The 16,405-nt window shown below is 62.1% G+C and carries 16 protein-coding genes; 7 read left to right on the top strand and 9 right to left on the bottom strand.

From position 1 onward, the window contains the following. The first annotated feature begins 114 nt into the window (after positions 1–114). Together M2395_RS06880 and M2395_RS06885 are read left to right on the top strand one after the other, a co-directional pair. Positions 115–906, top strand: a complete 792-nt coding sequence (locus tag M2395_RS06880) for a response regulator transcription factor (protein ID WP_011061102.1) — start codon at positions 115–117, stop codon at positions 904–906. Between the two features lie 123 nt (positions 907–1,029). After that, positions 1,030–1,812 carry a hypothetical protein gene (locus M2395_RS06885; protein ID WP_015635472.1) on the top strand — a complete coding sequence of 261 codons (783 nt, stop codon included), beginning with the start codon at positions 1,030–1,032 and terminating at the stop codon, positions 1,810–1,812. Between the two features lie 262 nt (positions 1,813–2,074). Here M2395_RS06885 and M2395_RS06890 read toward each other — a convergent pair whose 3' ends face one another. Next, entirely contained in the window at positions 2,075–2,662 is a 588-nt protein-coding gene (locus M2395_RS06890) for a TetR/AcrR family transcriptional regulator (protein ID WP_015635471.1), read from the bottom strand. A gap of 149 nt (positions 2,663–2,811) precedes the next feature. Here M2395_RS06890 and M2395_RS06895 point away from each other — a divergent pair, with 149 nt between their 5' ends. From M2395_RS06895 to M2395_RS06910, 4 genes are all read left to right on the top strand, one after another. Further along, positions 2,812–3,912, top strand: a complete 1,101-nt coding sequence (locus tag M2395_RS06895; RefSeq protein ID WP_015635470.1) for an alkene reductase — start codon at positions 2,812–2,814, stop codon at positions 3,910–3,912. 54 nt (positions 3,913–3,966) lie between these two features. Beyond that, a complete protein-coding gene (locus M2395_RS06900) occupies positions 3,967–4,755 on the top strand; it encodes an SDR family oxidoreductase (protein ID WP_011061097.1) in 789 nt (262 codons plus the stop codon). A 75-nt stretch (positions 4,756–4,830) separates the two neighbouring features. Continuing rightward, positions 4,831–5,700, top strand: coding sequence for an alpha/beta fold hydrolase (locus tag M2395_RS06905; RefSeq protein WP_077934038.1), 870 nt, complete (start codon positions 4,831–4,833; stop codon positions 5,698–5,700). Positions 5,701–5,768: 68 nt separating this feature from the next. Continuing rightward, positions 5,769–6,767, top strand: a complete 999-nt coding sequence (locus tag M2395_RS06910) for an NADP-dependent oxidoreductase (protein WP_077934037.1) — start codon at positions 5,769–5,771, stop codon at positions 6,765–6,767. 192 nt (positions 6,768–6,959) lie between these two features. Here the strand turns inward: M2395_RS06910 and M2395_RS06915 are convergent, their stop codons facing one another. From M2395_RS06915 to M2395_RS06945, 7 genes are all read right to left on the bottom strand, one after another. Then, positions 6,960–7,349: a hypothetical protein gene (locus M2395_RS06915; protein ID WP_233447075.1), complete on the bottom strand. Its 390-nt coding sequence runs from the start codon at positions 7,347–7,349 to the stop codon at positions 6,960–6,962. A 285-nt stretch (positions 7,350–7,634) separates the two neighbouring features. After that, positions 7,635–8,234, bottom strand: coding sequence for a LysE family translocator (locus M2395_RS06920; RefSeq protein WP_169891728.1), 600 nt, complete (start codon positions 8,232–8,234; stop codon positions 7,635–7,637). Positions 8,235–8,305: 71 nt separating this feature from the next. After that, on the bottom strand, positions 8,306–9,802 hold the full coding sequence (locus M2395_RS06925; protein WP_123430858.1) for an efflux transporter outer membrane subunit: 1,497 nt from the start codon (positions 9,800–9,802) through the stop codon (positions 8,306–8,308). An 11-nt stretch (positions 9,803–9,813) separates the two neighbouring features. Further along, complete coding sequence (locus tag M2395_RS06930) at positions 9,814–10,932, bottom strand: ABC transporter permease (RefSeq protein WP_015635464.1); 1,119 nt, start codon at positions 10,930–10,932, stop codon at positions 9,814–9,816. A 4-nt stretch (positions 10,933–10,936) separates the two neighbouring features. Beyond that, positions 10,937–12,085: an ABC transporter permease gene (locus M2395_RS06935; protein WP_019093651.1), complete on the bottom strand. Its 1,149-nt coding sequence runs from the start codon at positions 12,083–12,085 to the stop codon at positions 10,937–10,939. Positions 12,086–12,088: 3 nt separating this feature from the next. Next, the gene (locus tag M2395_RS06940) at positions 12,089–13,858 is read right to left on the bottom strand and encodes an ATP-binding cassette domain-containing protein (RefSeq protein ID WP_041117996.1); all 1,770 of its coding nucleotides are present in this window, start codon (positions 13,856–13,858) and stop codon (positions 12,089–12,091) included. Continuing rightward, complete coding sequence (locus M2395_RS06945) at positions 13,855–14,868, bottom strand: HlyD family efflux transporter periplasmic adaptor subunit (RefSeq protein ID WP_011061087.1); 1,014 nt, start codon at positions 14,866–14,868, stop codon at positions 13,855–13,857. The genes M2395_RS06940 and M2395_RS06945 overlap by 4 nt, the downstream gene beginning before the upstream one ends. 111 nt (positions 14,869–14,979) lie before the next feature. Here M2395_RS06945 and M2395_RS06950 point away from each other — a divergent pair, with 111 nt between their 5' ends. Beyond that, positions 14,980–15,615: a TetR/AcrR family transcriptional regulator gene (locus M2395_RS06950; RefSeq protein WP_026020031.1), complete on the top strand. Its 636-nt coding sequence runs from the start codon at positions 14,980–14,982 to the stop codon at positions 15,613–15,615. A 5-nt stretch (positions 15,616–15,620) separates the two neighbouring features. On the opposite strand, the gene M2395_RS06955 is transcribed toward M2395_RS06950, so the two are convergent. Beyond that, a complete protein-coding gene (locus M2395_RS06955) occupies positions 15,621–16,403 on the bottom strand; it encodes a thioesterase II family protein (RefSeq protein WP_053158250.1) in 783 nt (260 codons plus the stop codon). Between the last annotated feature and the right edge of the window lie 2 nt (positions 16,404–16,405).

The raw sequence follows: 16,405 nt of genomic DNA on the forward strand, positions 1-16,405 counted from the left end.
CCCTCATGGCGGTCGTAAACCTGTGCCAGCGAATATACCGGGCATCAGCCAATAGTAAATACCTACGATTACTTAGCTCCGGCCGACCATTCCCTAACCCTAAAGGGGTAGAAAATGCCACTCGATCTTCATAGCCTGGCCTGGCACCGTTCGATTGGAAAACTGATTCTGCAGTTGAATCGCCCAGAGTTCTGGAGCTCACTTATCCGCACACTCAATGAATATGTGCAGATTGATAACTGGGTGGTTTTGATCTTCAGCAATCAACAAGTGCAAGTTGTCAGCCTGCCCGAGGTGGCAGATGCAGAAGAAGTGGATGCGTTCATTCACCTCTATGTAAAAGGCCTGTATTTGCTGGACCCCTTCTATATCGCCAATCGAGAAAACCCGCAGAGCGGCTTCTTTCATCTACTGGATATAGCGCCGGAGTACTTTGTTGAAACCGAGTACTACCACAAGTACTTTGCACAATATATTTGCGTAGATGAAGTGCAATACAACATCCAGCTCGATGCTGACAGAACACTGTGCATTTCCATTGGCAGCAACGCCCATTTCAGCCAGGAACACATCACCATGCTGGACATCATCAAGCCGTGGGTCACGGCACTCATGCATCAACGCATGTGCTTCGAAGTCGATGTGGAAAAAAGCCTCAGCGAACCGCCGCAATGGCCGGAGACGATCACCCAGTTTGGTACCCAGATAACCACGCGGGAAAGTGATGTGCTCAGGCTGCTGCTCAGTGGCTTTTCCAACAAGGAAATCGCAGGAAAGCTCTCCCTCTCCACAGAGACGATCAAAGTGCACCGCCGCAACATCTACGCCAAGTTGAACATCAAGTCACAGTCCGAACTCTTTGCACGCTTCTTCATGCCCAGGCAGGATGTGCTCTCTTTAAGCTAGGCCCCGGGCCTGGAATGAACTCACAGGCCTGGCACGAACAGCGAGAGCACCAGCAGGCTCACGTACGTTCGACCAAGCGTTGCTCATTCGCCTGAACACCCACATGGAGCCGGTAGCCATTCGATGGATATCCAATTTCGCGGTAACGCAATGCCTGGCAACCCCGCCGCTGGCACCTGCGATGAATACAGCCTGAGCGCCATTTCCAGCCTGGATGAGCTGATCGACGCCTACCGCAAGATCGCGGGCGACCACCCGGGTTTCCAGCCCCTTCTCTCGCTGGATGATCTGCCCCAGGCCCGCTACACCTCCGGGCATGCCCGCAACAACCTGGGGCTGGACGATGCCTCGGAGCAGGAGATCGCCCTGCTACCTGCAGAGTGCTTCGAACAGGGTGAATACCTGGGCTACCCCACCACCAAGGCCGAGTTCGCGATCTGCTTGCGCAACTTCACTGACCTGGTGGCAGGCAGCTCGTTCGAAGACGCTTGCGCCCACGGCCTGACCCTTGATGCGCCAGCCCTGCGCGAATGGGTGGACTATCAGCAAAACCCTGTATCACTGCTCGACCAGCCCCTCTCGGCACTCCTGGTGCCCGTCGAGCAGTCCTATCAGGCGCTCGCCGCTTTTCCCAACGGCTACTTCAGTTGCGACCTGGGCCCCGCGCAGAACTTTGCGGTGGCCCGCCATTTCGCCCAGGCCCATGGCTATGAGTTGATCGGGGTGGGCGCGTCCTACCTCGGCTTCCTGCGTGCAGAGCCTGCCGACCTTTGCGTCGCCAGCGCGGTGGCGAGCGATTTTTGTGCGCTCTACAACACCCCCGAGGAGGACCGACAAGCCGTGGTTTCAACGGTTGTCGAGGCTGTTCACGGTCGCACCCATTTGTGGCTGCGCTACGTGGAATGACGCTCGGAGAAAAGACGTGTGCGGTATATGTGGTCGAAAACTGGGCCTCAAAGACGATCCGCTTTCGCTCGATTGTGGCGGTGACTGTTGGGGGTGCATTGGCCCCATTGAGGCTGATCTTGAAAATGCCGAATCGTCAGTCAAGGTGAAGGAAGAATTTGCCACGGGTGTGCGCCCAGGCAGATCCGAGACACGTTTCAAATCATAATTGACGCCGACGCGCGCTCAACGACCGCAAGCGCACACCCATGGCATGCCCCCTTTATGCCGGCTTGCCTTTATCAACCGGCAACGACGCCAACATCTCAGCGCGGCACACCTCAAGAATCTCATCCGCCAGCGCTGAATCATCCGGACAGGCACGCGACAACATAATCGCACCCACCGCACGGGACAGCAGGTCGATCATTTTCCGTCTGCCCTCCTCCGCAGCGGCATCCGGCCGGGTCGGGTATTTGTCCCCCAGGGTTTGCAGGGTGTGCTCGACCCCTTCGGCAAACGTCGCTTTCACATCCTCCGATTGGCGCGCCGCATCGCCACACAACGCGGCCATGGTGCAACCGCTGCCACGTCCGTCGCGATGTTCTCTGGTCACATAGACGTCGATGAAGCCAGGCACATCCAGCGCCTGCACGCCTGCCAGCGACTTGGCAAGGCTGCAGGCCGAGGCCTCGGCCATGAGGTCGGCCTTCGAGCCGAAATGCTTGTAGAAGCCGCCGTGGGTGAAACCGGCCGCCGCCATCAGATCCGACACACCCACACCGTCGAAGCCGCGCTCACGGAACAACTCTGAGGCCGTTTCAACGATGTGCTCTCGATTGGCCTGCGCCTGGGCCTTGCTCACTCTCACGTGCAATACCTCATGTTCATTGGGAAATCATGGGCCCAATCATACATAGATGTCGTTCATAATCAAAACCGTTGACAGTTTAGATTTCGATCATCATCCTAATTGCACGCACCACCGACCTCCACCCACGGGCACGGAAGAGACACCAGATGACCGATCAGAATCTGTTCACCCCTTACACCCTTGGCGCCCTCACGCTGTCGAACCGCATCGTCCTCGCGCCACTGACCCGCAACCGCGCGGGCGCAGGCTTTGTTCCCAGTGAATTCGCCGCCACCTATTACAGCCAACGCGCTAGCGCGGGCTTGCTGATCAGCGAAGCCACGCAGATTTCCCAACAGGGCCAGGGCTATCAGGACACCCCCGGGATCTACACCCAGGCGCAGATTGATGGCTGGCGCACGGTGACCGACGCCGTCCACGCCAAGGGCGCAAAGATCTTTGTGCAACTGTGGCATGTCGGCCGCGTGTCCCACGTTGATCTGCAAGAAAACGGCGCCGCCCCCGTGGCCCCTTCCGCGCTGCGTGCGGCCACCAAGGTGTTCGTCAACAACCGCTTTGAAGACGCCAGCGAGCCCCGCGCACTGGACATCAGCGAGCTGCCGGGGATCGTCGCCGATTTCCGCCAGGCCGCGGCAAACGCTATCGCTGCCGGGTTCGACGGTGTGGAAATTCACGGCGCGAACGGCTATTTGCTGGATCAGTTCCTCAAGGACAGCGCCAACGTGCGCACCGATGCTTACGGCGGCTCGATTGAAAATCGTGCGCGTCTGTTGCTCGAAGTCACCGCTGCCGTGGTCAATGAAATCGGCGCGGATCGCACCGGGGTGCGCTTGTCGCCGGTGTCGCCGGCCAACGGCGTCTCCAGCAGCAATCCGCAGGCGCAATTCAATTACGTCGTCGATCAACTCGACGCCCTCGGCGTCGTTTACCTGCACATGGTCGAAGGCGCGACCGGTGGCCCACGTGACGTGGCGCCATTGGATTTCACCGCCCTGCGCCAGCGCTTCAAAAACACCTACATCGCCAACAACGGCTATGACCTGGAGCTGGCAACCTCACGGCTCGCCGAAGACCAGGCCGATCTGATCGCGTTCGGTCGCCCGTTCATCGGCAACCCGGATCTGGTGGAGCGTCTCAAGACCGGCGCCGCCTTGTCCGCATTCAATCCCGCCACCCTCTACGGCGGCGGCGCGGCAGGCTACATCGACTACCCGACGCTGGTTGATTCGAGCGCCAGCGCAAGCTGAGCAAGCAGAAACCGAGCTGTCCGTTTTCACCCATTTTGAAAGAGAGATGACCCCATGAACACTCGCCCTACCGTTCTCATCACTGGCGCCTCCACTGGCATCGGAGCCATCTACGCCGAGCGCTTCGCGCAACGTGGCCATGATCTGGTCCTGGTTGCCCGCGACCGGGCACGCCTGGACGCACTTGCAGCCCGACTGCGCGGCGAACACGGGGTCGCCGTCGAGGTGATGAAAGCGGATTTGACCCAACTCAGCGATCTGACAACCGTTGAAAGCCGCCTGCGCGACGACGCCCGTATCGGCATCCTCATCAATAACGCCGGCGCCGCGCTGTCCGGCAACTTCATCGAGCAAAGCACCGACAGCGTTGCGCAACTGGTTGCCCTCAACACCACGGCACTGGTGCGGCTGGCCAGTGCCATTGCCCCGCGCCTGGCCAAAGCCGGTGACGGCGCGATCATCAACATCGGTTCGGTGGTGGGCCTGGCGCCGGAGTTCGGCATGACGGTCTATGGTGCAACCAAGGCTTTCGTGCTGTTCCTGTCCCAGGGCCTGAGCCTGGAACTGTCGCCCCGGGGCGTGTACGTGCAGGCCGTGCTGCCGGCCGCCACCCGCACGGAAATCTGGGACCGCTCCGGCGTCGACATCAATACCCTGGACGAAATCATGGAAGTGGGCGATCTGGTGGATGCCGCACTGGTCGGTTTCGATCGGCGCGAACCGGTGACCATCCCGCCACTGCAACAGGCTGAACCCTGGGATGACCTGCAGAGTGCACGTCAGGGCCTGCTGGGGCACATCCGTCAATCCGAGGTTGCCCAGCGTTACCAGACCCAAGAGTGATCTTCAGGTAGCGAGCATTCGCGGCGGATTCGCGGCAGGCACTGCGACGAATCCGGTCCGCTGTTCGGAGTAGCAATGAATCCAACGCAGACAACCTTCCCCCCGGCTTTGCAGACGTCGTTCATCAACGCGGCGAACCAGTCGATCATGGTCAGGGGCATTCCCTTCGCCTATCGCGATACCGGTCCCGCGGGCGGCGTGCCCCTGGTGCTGTTTAACCACTGGGGCGCGGTGCTGGACCACTTCGACCCGGCAATAATCGATGGGCTGGCACAGACCCGGCGAGTCATCACCACCGACTATCGCGGCATCGGCGGCTCGGGTGGAACCGCCCCCCTGACGGTCGGCGACATGGCGCAAGACGCCATTGAGCTGATACAGGCCCTGGGGTTCAAGAGCGTCGATATCCTGGGCTTCTCACTCGGCGGCTTCGTCGCTCAGGACATCGCCCTGCAAGCCCCCCAATTGGTGCACCGCTTGATTCTCACCGGCACCGGACCGGCCGGCGGCATCGGTATCGACAAGGTCGGCTCGGTGACCTGGCCCTTGATGCTCAAAGGCTTGCTGACCTTGCGCGATCCCAAGTACTACCTGTTCTTTACCTCGACGCCCCATGGTCGTCGAGCCGCCTCGGAATATCTGCAACGCCTGAAAGCCCGCAGCAAGCATCGCGACAAGGGCCCAACGCCCGGCGCTTTCCTGCGCCAGCTGCAAGCCATCACCGCGTGGGGCAGACAGGCGCCGCAGGATCTCGGGCGCTTGCGGGCGCCGACGCTGATCGTCAATGGCGACAACGACATCATGGTTCCCAGCGCCAACTCCCATGCCCTGGCCAAGCGTGTCCCCAACGCAAAGCTAGTGATGTATGAGGACGCCGGGCACGGCGGCATCTTCCAGTACCACGCGGACTTCGTGGCCAAGACCCGGGCGTTCCTTGACGACTGAGCCCCCATGACAGCAACCCCACCCAAGTACCGCCCACACCTATTCCAACCGACAAGAGCCGCACCACGATGAAAGCCTTTCTAATTGATCGCTATGGCAAGAACAGTGGGCGCATGGGCGAAGCGCCCACGCCCACGCTGGGTGCCCACGACGTGTTGATCGAGGTCCACGCCAGCAGCGTCAACGTGCTGGACTCGAAGATCCGCAACGGCGAATTCAAGCTGATCCTGCCCTATGCATTGCCGCTGGTACTGGGCAACGACCTGGCGGGCGTCGTGGTTGAGGTTGGCCCCCAAGTGCAACGCTTCAAGCCGGGAGACGAAGTCTACGCGCGCCCGCCTGAAACACGGATCGGGACGTTCGCCCAGTGGATCGCCGTGAACGAAAACGCAATCGCCCTGAAACCTGCCAACACCACCATGACCGAGGCCGCGTCGATCCCCTTGGTCGCACTCACCGCCTGGCAAGTGCTGGTGGAAACCGCCCAACTGAAAAAGGGCCAGAAAGTGCTGATCCACGCAGGCGCAGGCGGTGTCGGCACCCTTGCCATCCAGCTGGCCAAACACCTCGGCGCTTTCGTCGCGACCACCACCAGCACGGCGAATGTCGAATGGGTCAAAGCCCTGGGCGCCGATCAGGTGATCGACTACAAGCAGCAGAACTTCGAAAGCGTCCTGCATGACTACGACCTGGTGTTGAACAGCCTGGGCAGCGACGTACTGGAAAAGTCCCTCAAGGTCCTCAAGCCCGGCGGACAGCTGATTTCCATCTCCGGGCCACCCACGGTGCAATTCGCCCAGGAGCAAGGGCTGGCCTGGCCGTTGCAGCAGGTCATGCGCCTCTTGAGCTTCGGTATCCGGCGCAAGGCGCGCCAGCGGGACGTCCGCTACGCCTTTGTGTTCATGCGGGCCGATGGCGCCCAGCTGCAACAGATCACCGCGCTGATCGAGGCCGGAATCATCAAGCCTGTGGTTGACCGCAGCTTCAGTTTCGAATCGACGGCAGAGGCCTTGCAGTACGTCGAGCAGGGACGAACCAAGGGCAAGGTGGTGGTCAGGATCAAATGACCCCATCGCCTACCGATGACCCGACTGAATCGACGACAACCCCTGAACCCGACGAGGCAACGCCAGCGCAGGCGCCGGACAAACCTGCACCGCAAGTGCCGGCGGATGCTGTTGCGCCGCCACAGATCCTTTGGCACCGCTTGATGCTGGAGCCGTAGGTCCGTCGGCTTTTCTGGCGACAACCCAGGCCGGCTAAACCTCGGCCGACGCCCCCTCATCGGCTTCGCGCAGAATCCGTTCAAGCGCCAGCCGCGTCCACTTTTCCCAAGGCAACTCATCCTGCCCATCCCCCGGGTGACGATACTCTCCCGCATCAAACGCGAGGTAGATGGAATAGGCCGGCTCGGGCATGTCAGCGTTCAAGGACACATCAACAATGTCACTGAACAAGGTATTCATGACCGCATCACCGTAATGAAAGTCGCGCTGCCCCTCGATAAAGAGCCGGGCCACCGCCTTGGCGACTTGATTGAAAAGAGCACACCGGTCTATCTGCATCCCGTCATACAGACGATTCAGGTCATGGCAGGAGTCGCTTTGAATCGCTTCCAGCACCTTGTGAAGCTCGGCTTCACTCAACATCCTCTGCATCCACTGGCCCACCGTTTGTCCGGGAGGCGCAGATTAACATCCGCCAAACGCCCTGTTCATCGGATCAAGGCCACCGAGGAGGACCGGCAAGCCGTGGTTTCAACGGTTGTCGAGGCTGTTCGCGGTCGCACCCATTTTTTCCTGCGCTACATGGAATGAGCCCCCCGGGTGTTGGCGACAACAGAGCGGTGCTGGAACACGGGGGGTACAAGGGCCTCTCTCAACAGCGCCATTGCCCTAGCCTCACTTGGGCGCTGAAAGCCGCGGCAAAAACACCTACACCGCACGAACCACGGTGTAAGTGAGGGTGGCGGAAAACAGCGCCAGAACGACGGCGGTGCCCCGGGAAAACAGCGGTCCAGAAACCCGCCCCAGGTATTGGGCTCGAATGCCCGCCCCCAGCGAGACCCAGAGCAAGGCTATTGGCGCCAGTGCCAGGAAGAAAGCGCTCAATGACGGCAGGAAATCCCCCAGGCTGGCGAATGAGCTGGCCGGGAAGATCACACTGGCGAAGATCAGCCCCTTGGGGTTGAGCAAGGTCGCAATCAACAGGTGCCGTGGCCAGCTCTCAAAGCGCTCGGTGTGCTGGGCTCCGGTGGTAGAGGTCTTCCAAGTCTTCAAGGCCAGCGCCGCTATGTACAAGGCGCACAGCAGCTTGATCAGGTGGATCAGCCACGGGTAGTCGTGGGACAGCAGCACAAGCCCCCAGCCCCAGGTGCAGATCGAAACGGTGTAGCCGAGCATTTCGATCAACACCAGTGGCAGCGAGCGCAACACGCCGAACTTGAAGCCCGAGGCCAGCAGCAAGGTGTTTGAGGGCCCCGGCACTACCAGTATCAGGGACGAAAAAAGCGCGATCTTGTAGAGGTCATCCATTTGCATGGCTTCCTATTCCGTTAGGAAAGTGGGTCTGGGGGGAGTGCTGCCAGAGGCAGCGTTTCAGGGGCTCAGGTGGAATGCCCACCCATGGATTTGTAAATGCTGATCAGGTGAGTACGCAGTTGACTGTCGCTATTGACCAGGTCGCGCTGCGCCTCCAGCACGGTGCGCTGCGCTTCCAGTTCCTCCAGGTAGCTGGCCTCCCCGGCCGCGTACCGGACGCGGGTCCACTCATAGGTGCGGGCCTTGCTGTCATAGCTGTCCTTGAGGTGCGCGGCACGCTGGTATTCGTTGTGGTAGCGGCTCATCGCATCGTCCACTTCCTGCCAGGCTGCCAGTACGGTCTGGTGAAATGCCACGGCCGCCTCTTGCTGTTCGAGTGTGCGCAGGACCACGGTCTTGCTGCGCCGCCCACGGTCGAACAGCGGCAGGTCCAGGCGCGGCCCTACCGACCAGGTGCGGCTGCTCCAGTCGGCAAACTGGCCGCTCTTGTAGGATTCGAAGCCGAAGTCGGCCCCCAGCATCACGCTCGGGTACAGTTCGGCCTCGGCCACTCCGATGCCCGCCGTCGCCCGGTGCAAGCGGGCCTGGGCCGCGCGGATGTCCGGACGCTCCCGGGCCAGGTCGCCAGGCAGGCCCAACTGCAGGTTGGGCAGCGGGCGGCTCAAGGCATTATCAGGCCGCTCCGCGAGCAAGGTTTCCAGGGCTCCGGGATGCTCCCCCAGCAACAGCGCAATACGGTTGCCCGCCTGGGTGTGCAGCGCCTTCCAACCCGGTATCTGTGCATGCAGCGAGGCCAGCCGTGCCTCTTGGCGTTCCACCGCGAACCCATCTTCCTCGCCCTCCCGGGCCTGGACGGCAACCACTTGCAGGTGCGCGGCCAGGATCTGTGCCTCCTGCTCCAGAAGACGGGTCTGGCGCTGTGCGGTACGCACTTCGAAGTAGTTTCGCGCCAGCTCGCTGGAGACACTGAGCAACACGTCGTCCAGGGTCGCGGCCGCACCATCGACCTCGGCCTGGGCGGCTTCACCCAGGCGTGACACCCGCCCCCAGAGATCCAGCTCCCATGAAACGTCGAACCCGGCCTGGTACAGGCTATAAGGGTCGGTAAGCACCTTTTCCAGGGCATCACTGTCGCTGCCCAAGGCTTCAAGCATTCGATTGTTCGGCGCATACCGGCTTTGCCGGTTTCGCGAAGCCGCCGCGGAAAAGGACACTTCGGGCGTTTCCAGGGAAGCGACTATCTGGCGTTGCAACCGCACCTGGGCAAACCGCAGCAAGGCCGTGTGCAGGTCCGGGCTGCCTTCGCGCACCTGGGCCTGCAGCTGGTCCAGCACCGGGTCGCCAAACACCTGCCACCAGTTGCCGTCTGCGGTTTGCGAGGTGGTCGCCGGGGCTTTGCCCGGCACCGAAGACGCTGGCGGACCACTGTGCCAATCCGTCCAGCGTTCCGGGCTGGGAACTGCCGGGGCCTTGAAATCGGGCCCGACGGTGCAGGCGGTGATGGCCAGCAGCATGGCCAGCGTCAGCCCATTACGCAGGTATCCAGAGTGAGTAGTTTTCATGACGTTCCTTATCACACCAATCGATTGCGAAACAGCCACGCAGCCAGCGGCAGGGTCACCAGCGCAACGGCAAACATGGGCACCAGGTTCCAGGACACATCCGCCAGCGTTGCCCCCTCCAGGTAGATCCTCCTGACCAGGTCGATGGCAAAGCGCAGCGGATCGAGATAGGTCAGCAGTTGCAGGGCCTCGGGCATGCTGTGCACCGGGGTGATCAGGCCGGAGAGCAGGATCAGCGGCATCATCAGCACGAAGGTGTACACCATGGCCTGCTGCATGTTGGCCGACAGCGCCGAGATCGACAGCCCGATGCCCACGCAGGCGCTGGTGAAGACGAACAGCCCCAGGTACAGGTCCAGCACGGAGCCGATCATGGGGATCTTGAACCAGAACAGGCCGATGAGGAGGATCAGGCTGGACTGCAAAAGACCGATCAGTACCGACGGCAGGGCCTTGCCCAGCAGGATCACGAAAGGCGTCAGCGGAGTCACCAGCAGTTGGTCGAAGGTGCCCTGCTCGCGCTCCCTGGCTACCGACAACGCCGCCAGCATCAGGGTCTGGATCATGCTCAGCGCGGCGATCAGGCCCGGGACTATGTTCCAGCGGGTTTGCAGGTTGGGGTTGAACCAGGCACGGGTCTCCAGGCGTACCGGCGCGTTGTCCACCGCCAGGAACTGCTGGTTGAAGTCAGCCACCAGGTTGGCGATATGCCCGGCCGCCATTCCCGCGGTCGTCGAGTTGCGCCCATCCAGGATCAACTGCAAGCCGGCGTTTTCATGCCGGCTCAGGCGCTCGTCGAAGTCTGCGGCGATATGCAGCACCAGCAAGGCACTGCCCCGGTCGATCACCGGGGCGATCTCATCGACGCTGGTCAGGGTCGACACTCGGGCAAATACCCCGGAGGCATCGAAGCGTGCCAAAAGCTCTGTCGAAGCGCGCCCCTGGCTCTGATCCAGCACGGCATAAGGCACGTAGTTCAGGTCGTAGGTGGCGCCGTAGCCGAACAGCAATGACTGGACGATCGCAGGGGCAATCAGGATCACCCGGTTGGCCGGGTCCTTGACGATGGCCAGGAACTCCTTCTGAAACAGGAACAGCAACTCGCGTAGGAAATTCATCAGCTTGTCCATGGCTTCAATCCAGCTTCTTGCGGGTGCACAGGCGTGCAGCGTTCAACAGGAACACGGCGTAGGCCGCGAGGATTGCGAGGTTCTTGGCGATCAATGGCCAGTTGTTGCCAGCCAGGAACAGGGTCTTGACCAGTTCCATGAAGTAAGTCGCCGGCAGGATCGAGCCCACCACGCGGATGAACGTCGGCACATTGCGCAGATCGAAGAGGAACCCCGAGAGCATCAGCGCCGGCAGGAAGCTGAAGATGATCGCGATCTGGCTGGCCAGGAACTGGTTGCGTGTCTTCGCCGAAATCAGCAGGCCAATGCCCAGGGTGACCAGCAGGTAGAGCATGGAGCTCAGCAGCAGGAGCACCAGCGAACCCTGGATCGGTACCTCGAACAGCAACCGCGCCGAAACCAGGCACATCACCAGGCCCAGCAGGCCCACCAGGAAATAGGGAATGATCTTGGCCAGGAGTATTTCGATCGACCTGACCGGGGTGACGAACAGTGATTCGAGCGTGCCCCGCTCCCACTCCCGGGCCAGTACCAGAGAGGTCAGGAAGGCACCCACCAGGGTCATGATCAGGGCGATGAGCCCCGGCACCAGGTACCAGGTACTGCTGTTGGCGGCGTTGAACCACATGCGTTCAACGACCAGCACCCGACCGGCCGACTGGGGCTGCCGGGAGCGGTCGAACTGCTGCTGTTGCCAGACATTCAGCGCGCCCCTGACATAGCGTCCAAGGGTCGCCGCGCTGTTGGCATCGGCGCCATGCAGGAGCAATTGCAAGCGCGCATCCTGCTGTTCGAGGCGCCTGGAAAAATCCGCCGGCACGCGCACGATGCCGTCGACCCGACGCTTGTCCATCAGCGCTTGGGCCTCGGCCATGCTGGTCACCTGGACCACCGAGAAGTAGTCCGAACTCGCAAGCTTCGCCACCACGCTGCGGGCGCTGGGGGAGCTGTCTTCCAGGACCACGGCCAGCGGCGTGTTGCGAATGTCCAGGGACAGGCCGTAGCCAAATATCAGGATCAGTACGATGGGCAGGACAATGCCTATCGCCAGGTTGCTCTTGTCACGCATCAATTGGCGCAACTCCTTTCGGGTGAGCGCAATGAGCCTGCGCCTGAACCCTGAGGCGGATCGATTGGAGTCAGTCATGGTCATTCCTCACTGCACCGGGGCGCTGGCCTGGGCCCGAGCACGCTCGACCACGGCAATGAAGGCGCTGTTCATGTCGGCAAGCGACTCGCTGCCCTGGTGGCGTACCTGTTCCGGAGTGCCCAGGGCCAGCAGCCGTCCGGCATCCTGGATGACGATACGGTCGCAGTACTCGGCCTCTTCCATGAAGTGGGTGGTGATCACGATCGTCGTGCCGCTTTGCGCCAGGGCGGTGATACGGCGCCAGAACGCCCGACGGGCCAAGGGGTCGATACCGCTGGTGGGTTCGTCGAGAAACAGGATCTGCGGCTCGTGCAGCAGCGCGACCGCCATGGCCAGGCGCTGCTTGTAGCCACCGGGCAGCTCGCCGCTGCGCAGGTGCTTGTGTTCGTCGAGGTCGAACTGTTCGAGCATCAACGCCACCCGCGCTTTCAGCTTCGCGCCGTGCAGGCCATAGGCGCCGCCGAAGAAGCGCAGGTTCTCCAGGGCCGACAGGTTCGCGTACAGGGCGAACTTCTGCGAGACGTAGCCGATCTTGCGCCGCGCCGCCGCCCGTGCGGTGCGCAGGTTGACGCCAGCCACCTCAAGGTGCCCGCTGGAGGCGGGAAGCAAACCGCAAAGCATGCGAAACGTGGTGGTCTTGCCGGCTCCGTTGGGGCCCAGCAAGCCGAATATCTCGCCCTTCAACACCTCGAACGAGGTGCTGGCAACCGCGGTGAAGTCCCCGAACTTGCGCACCAGGTCGCGGACCTCGATGACCACCGCACGCCCAGAGGCAGCGTCGCCCTGGCCGTCGCTGGCGGGCGCCTGCGCCGGCTCGTCCAGGCTTGCAACGCTGCCAACCTGTTGCCGGAGCAACACCATGAAGCCATCTTCGAGGCGGGCCTCCAGCGCCTGGGGAGAGGCCTGGCCAGCCAGGGATGGAATGGCCTGCAGAGGCACCTGGGCGCTGCGGATAAAGCGAACCATGCCGCCTTCGGGCACGGCATCGATGATGTGTTCATTGTCGTCAAGCAAGCGCGCCTGCAACAGCCTGGCCGGGGTGCCGGCCTCGGGGCCGACGCCATAGCACAGGCCCTGCGCCAGATGGCACAACTGCGCCGGTGGCCCCTGGGCGATCAGCCGCCCCTGGTACAGCACAAAGACCTGGGCGCAACGCTGGGCCTCGTCCATGTAGGCAGTGCTGATCAGCACCGTGAGGTTTTCCTGCTCGATCAGTTGTTCGATGATGCTCCACAGTTCCCGCCGCGACAGCGGATCCACCCCCACGGTGGGCTCGTCCAGCAGCAACAGCTGCGGTGAGCGGACCAGGGTACAGGCCAGCCCCAGTTTCTGTTTCATGCCGCCGGAAAGCTGTCCGGCCAGCCGGTCGCGAAAACGCGTCAGGTCCATCATCTGCAGCAACCGGGAAAAGCGCTCCTCGCGCTGCTGGGCGCGCACGCCATGCAGGTCGGCGTAGAGTTCGAGGTTTTCCTGGATCGTCAGGTCTTCGTACAGGCCGAACTTCTGCGGCATGTAGCTGATGAGGTCCTGCACCTGCTGCGGATCTGCGGCGACGTCCAGCCCCAGCACCTTCAACAGCCCTTCGTCGGCCTTGAGCAAGCCGGCAATCATCCGCAACAGGGTGGTTTTTCCGGCCCCGTCCGGACCCACCAGGGCACTCAACTTGCCACTGGGCACCTCCAGAGAAACCTGCTCCAGAGCCAACTGTTCTCGCGTTCCACTGCGAAAGCGCTTGACCAGTTCAACAGCCTGAACCGTTACCGCTGGCGCACTCATGGCGTGGCCCCGGCCACCGGTGCCTGGTCAAGGTAGACGGTCGCCGGCATACCGAGCCGCAGGCGATCGTCAGGGTCCTTGACCAGCACCCGGATCTCGTAGACCAGGCTGGTGCGCAGGTCTTCCGTTTCCACCGACTTGGGGGTGAATTCGGCAACCGAGGAGATGTAGCCGACTTTGCCGTCGATGGCCTGGTCAGGAAAGCTGTCGGTGTAGACCCGCGCCATCTGGTCCGCACGTATGTGGCCCAACTGGCGTTCGTTGACATAGGCCCGTACCCACTTGGGGTCGGTCAGGGCCAGGGCAAACACCGGGCGCTGGGGCGAGGCCATATCCCCCGGCTCCAGCAGGCGCGTGCGGATCCGGGCCTGGGTCGGCGCCTTGAGCTGAGCGCGCGCCAGGTAATGTTCCAGCAGGTCCAGGTCGGCCCTGGAGGCTTGCAGGTCGGCCGTGGCCTGGGCGATGTCTTCATTGCGTGGGCCGATCTTGGCCAGGGTCCAGGATTCGCGCTGCTCCTGCGACTGGGCCTTGGCCACTTGCAAGCGGGCGGCTGCCTGGTCCAGGCGTTGCTGGCTGACGCCCTTGCCCTGGGTGTCGTCGGCGATCCTGCGCAGGCGCTGCATGTGCAGTTGAGCCAGCTGCATTTGCGCCTGGGCGGCATCAAAACGTGCCTTGGACTGCTCGACCTCTTGAGGCCGTGTGCCATTTTTCAAGCGCAGCAGCGCCTGTTCCTGGGCGCCGATCCTGGCCTTGGAGCGATTTATTTCCAGGCGCAGTGTGCGTGTGTCGAGTTCCGCCAGGACCTGGCCTGGCTGCACCAGGTCGCCCTCTTCGGCATACAGCGCGGCGATTCGCTCACTGCCGTCGAACGCCAGGGACACCTGGCGAATGTCGACGTTGCCATGGAGCTTGAGGTGGTCGTTCTGCTTCTCGGGGCGAAGGAGAAACCAGGAAACACCCGCTGTGGCCACCAGCAGTACGGCAACCCCTACAATCAACTGCTTCTTCATCCATGAGTCCTTTGTTTGCCAAGGCCTAATTAAAATTCAATTTGAATTTAAATTAGAAAATAACAGATACTGGCCATGAAGCAACCCCCCGCTCAGACCACGAGGAACATCATGAACACGCGACGCAGAACCAGCAGAAGCGACGGCGAACACACTAAAATCCGCATTCTCGAAGTGGCTGCCCGCCTGTTTGCCCAGCATGGCTATGCCAACACCGCGAGCAAGCTCATCTGTGAAGAAGCCGGCGCCGACCTCGCCGCCATCAACTACCACTTCGGTAGCCGGGAAGCCCTGTACAAGGCGGTGCTGATCGAGGGACACAAGCAGCTGGTGAGCTTCGAAGCCCTGTCGCAGTTGGCGCAAAGCGAAGAGCCGGCGCTGATCAAGCTCGATAGCTTCATCGATGCCATCGTCACCCGGGTGCTCGATGAGCAGAGCTGGCAAAGCAAAGTCTGTGCACGGGAAATACTGGCGCCCACTGTCCATTTCACCAGCCTTGTGCAAGAAGAAGTGATGCCCAAATTCCGTCTGCTGGAAGCGCTCATCAGCGAGATCACCGGCTTTCCGATCGGTGACCCGGCGCTGGCGCGTTGCACCATCAGCATCATCGCGCCCTGCCTGATGCTGGCGGTGATAGATCGCCAGCAGCCCAGCCCGCTGCAAGCCGTCCTGCAACACGACGCCAACGCCCTGAAAGCCCACTTCAAGCTGTTCGCCAGGTCCGGCCTCGCGGCCATTGCCCAATAGTCGGCTCACACCGCCAGACTGCCAGGCTGATTGTGCAGGGCGCTGCCCAGCACTGTTTTGACCCGCGACATGACCTGGGCGTCGAGAAAGAAATGGCCGCCGGCAAACACGAACTGCTCGAAGCCGCCCAGGGTGTAGCGCCGCCACTGCTGCATCTGCGCAGGCGGCGCAATCAGGTCCTGGGCGCCGCTCAGGCAGATCATGCGGGTGTCCAGCGGCTGCGGCTGGGCACCGGCGTAGGAGTAGACCATCTGTATGTCGGCCTGAATGATGGGCAGGTACATCTGCATCAGGTCCTCCTCGGCCAGTACCACCGCCGGCACGCCCCCCATGGCCTGCAGCGCGGCGATGGCCTGCTCTGCCGGCAGCTGGTGCAGCGGTGCTACCCGTTGCCGCACATGGGGCGCAACCATGCCCGAGAGCATCAGTTGCTGCGGCATCGGCAACCGCCGCTCCTGCAGCACACCGGCGACCGCAAAGGCCAGCAAGGCGCCCATGCTGTGGCCGAAGAAACAGCAGGGGATGTCATCGCCAAGCTGCTCCAGGCAGTCGGCCACGTCATTGGCCGCCGCCTGCATGTCGCTGTAGCAGGCCTCCTGGCTGCGACCCTCGCGGCCCGGCAACTGCAAGGCATACAGGTCGACCTGGTCGTACAGGGGCAGGAACCAGCGATGAAAGACCGAGGCCCCGCTCCCGGCATAGGGAAAGGTGAACAGGCGCATCTTGCCCCGAGGCCGGCTGGCATAGGGAAACCAGGCGTCCTTGGCCACGCGTGATGGAGTTCCCATGG

Origin of the sequence: Pseudomonas sp. BIGb0176, assembly GCF_024810175.1 — a bacterium.
GTDB lineage: Bacteria > Pseudomonadota > Gammaproteobacteria > Pseudomonadales > Pseudomonadaceae > Aquipseudomonas > Aquipseudomonas protegens.

Coding starts and splice junctions, on each gene's coding strand:
- M2395_RS06930 (WP_015635464.1), bottom strand. CDS start 10,932: ATGGACAAGCTGATGAATTTCCTACGCGAGTTGCTGTTCCTGTTTCAG.
- M2395_RS06925 (WP_123430858.1), bottom strand. CDS start 9,802: ATGAAAACTACTCACTCTGGATACCTGCGTAATGGGCTGACGCTGGCC.
- M2395_RS06910 (WP_077934037.1), top strand. CDS start 5,769: ATGAAAGCCTTTCTAATTGATCGCTATGGCAAGAACAGTGGGCGCATG.
- M2395_RS06895 (WP_015635470.1), top strand. CDS start 2,812: ATGACCGATCAGAATCTGTTCACCCCTTACACCCTTGGCGCCCTCACG.
- M2395_RS06880 (WP_011061102.1), top strand. CDS start 115: ATGCCACTCGATCTTCATAGCCTGGCCTGGCACCGTTCGATTGGAAAA.
- M2395_RS06940 (WP_041117996.1), bottom strand. CDS start 13,858: ATGAGTGCGCCAGCGGTAACGGTTCAGGCTGTTGAACTGGTCAAGCGC.
- M2395_RS06945 (WP_011061087.1), bottom strand. CDS start 14,868: ATGAAGAAGCAGTTGATTGTAGGGGTTGCCGTACTGCTGGTGGCCACA.
- M2395_RS06950 (WP_026020031.1), top strand. CDS start 14,980: ATGAACACGCGACGCAGAACCAGCAGAAGCGACGGCGAACACACTAAA.
- M2395_RS06920 (WP_169891728.1), bottom strand. CDS start 8,234: ATGGATGACCTCTACAAGATCGCGCTTTTTTCGTCCCTGATACTGGTA.
- M2395_RS06885 (WP_015635472.1), top strand. CDS start 1,030: ATGGATATCCAATTTCGCGGTAACGCAATGCCTGGCAACCCCGCCGCT.
- M2395_RS06900 (WP_011061097.1), top strand. CDS start 3,967: ATGAACACTCGCCCTACCGTTCTCATCACTGGCGCCTCCACTGGCATC.
- M2395_RS06955 (WP_053158250.1), bottom strand. CDS start 16,403: ATGGGAACTCCATCACGCGTGGCCAAGGACGCCTGGTTTCCCTATGCC.
- M2395_RS06915 (WP_233447075.1), bottom strand. CDS start 7,349: ATGTTGAGTGAAGCCGAGCTTCACAAGGTGCTGGAAGCGATTCAAAGC.
- M2395_RS06935 (WP_019093651.1), bottom strand. CDS start 12,085: ATGACCATGACTGACTCCAATCGATCCGCCTCAGGGTTCAGGCGCAGG.
- M2395_RS06905 (WP_077934038.1), top strand. CDS start 4,831: ATGAATCCAACGCAGACAACCTTCCCCCCGGCTTTGCAGACGTCGTTC.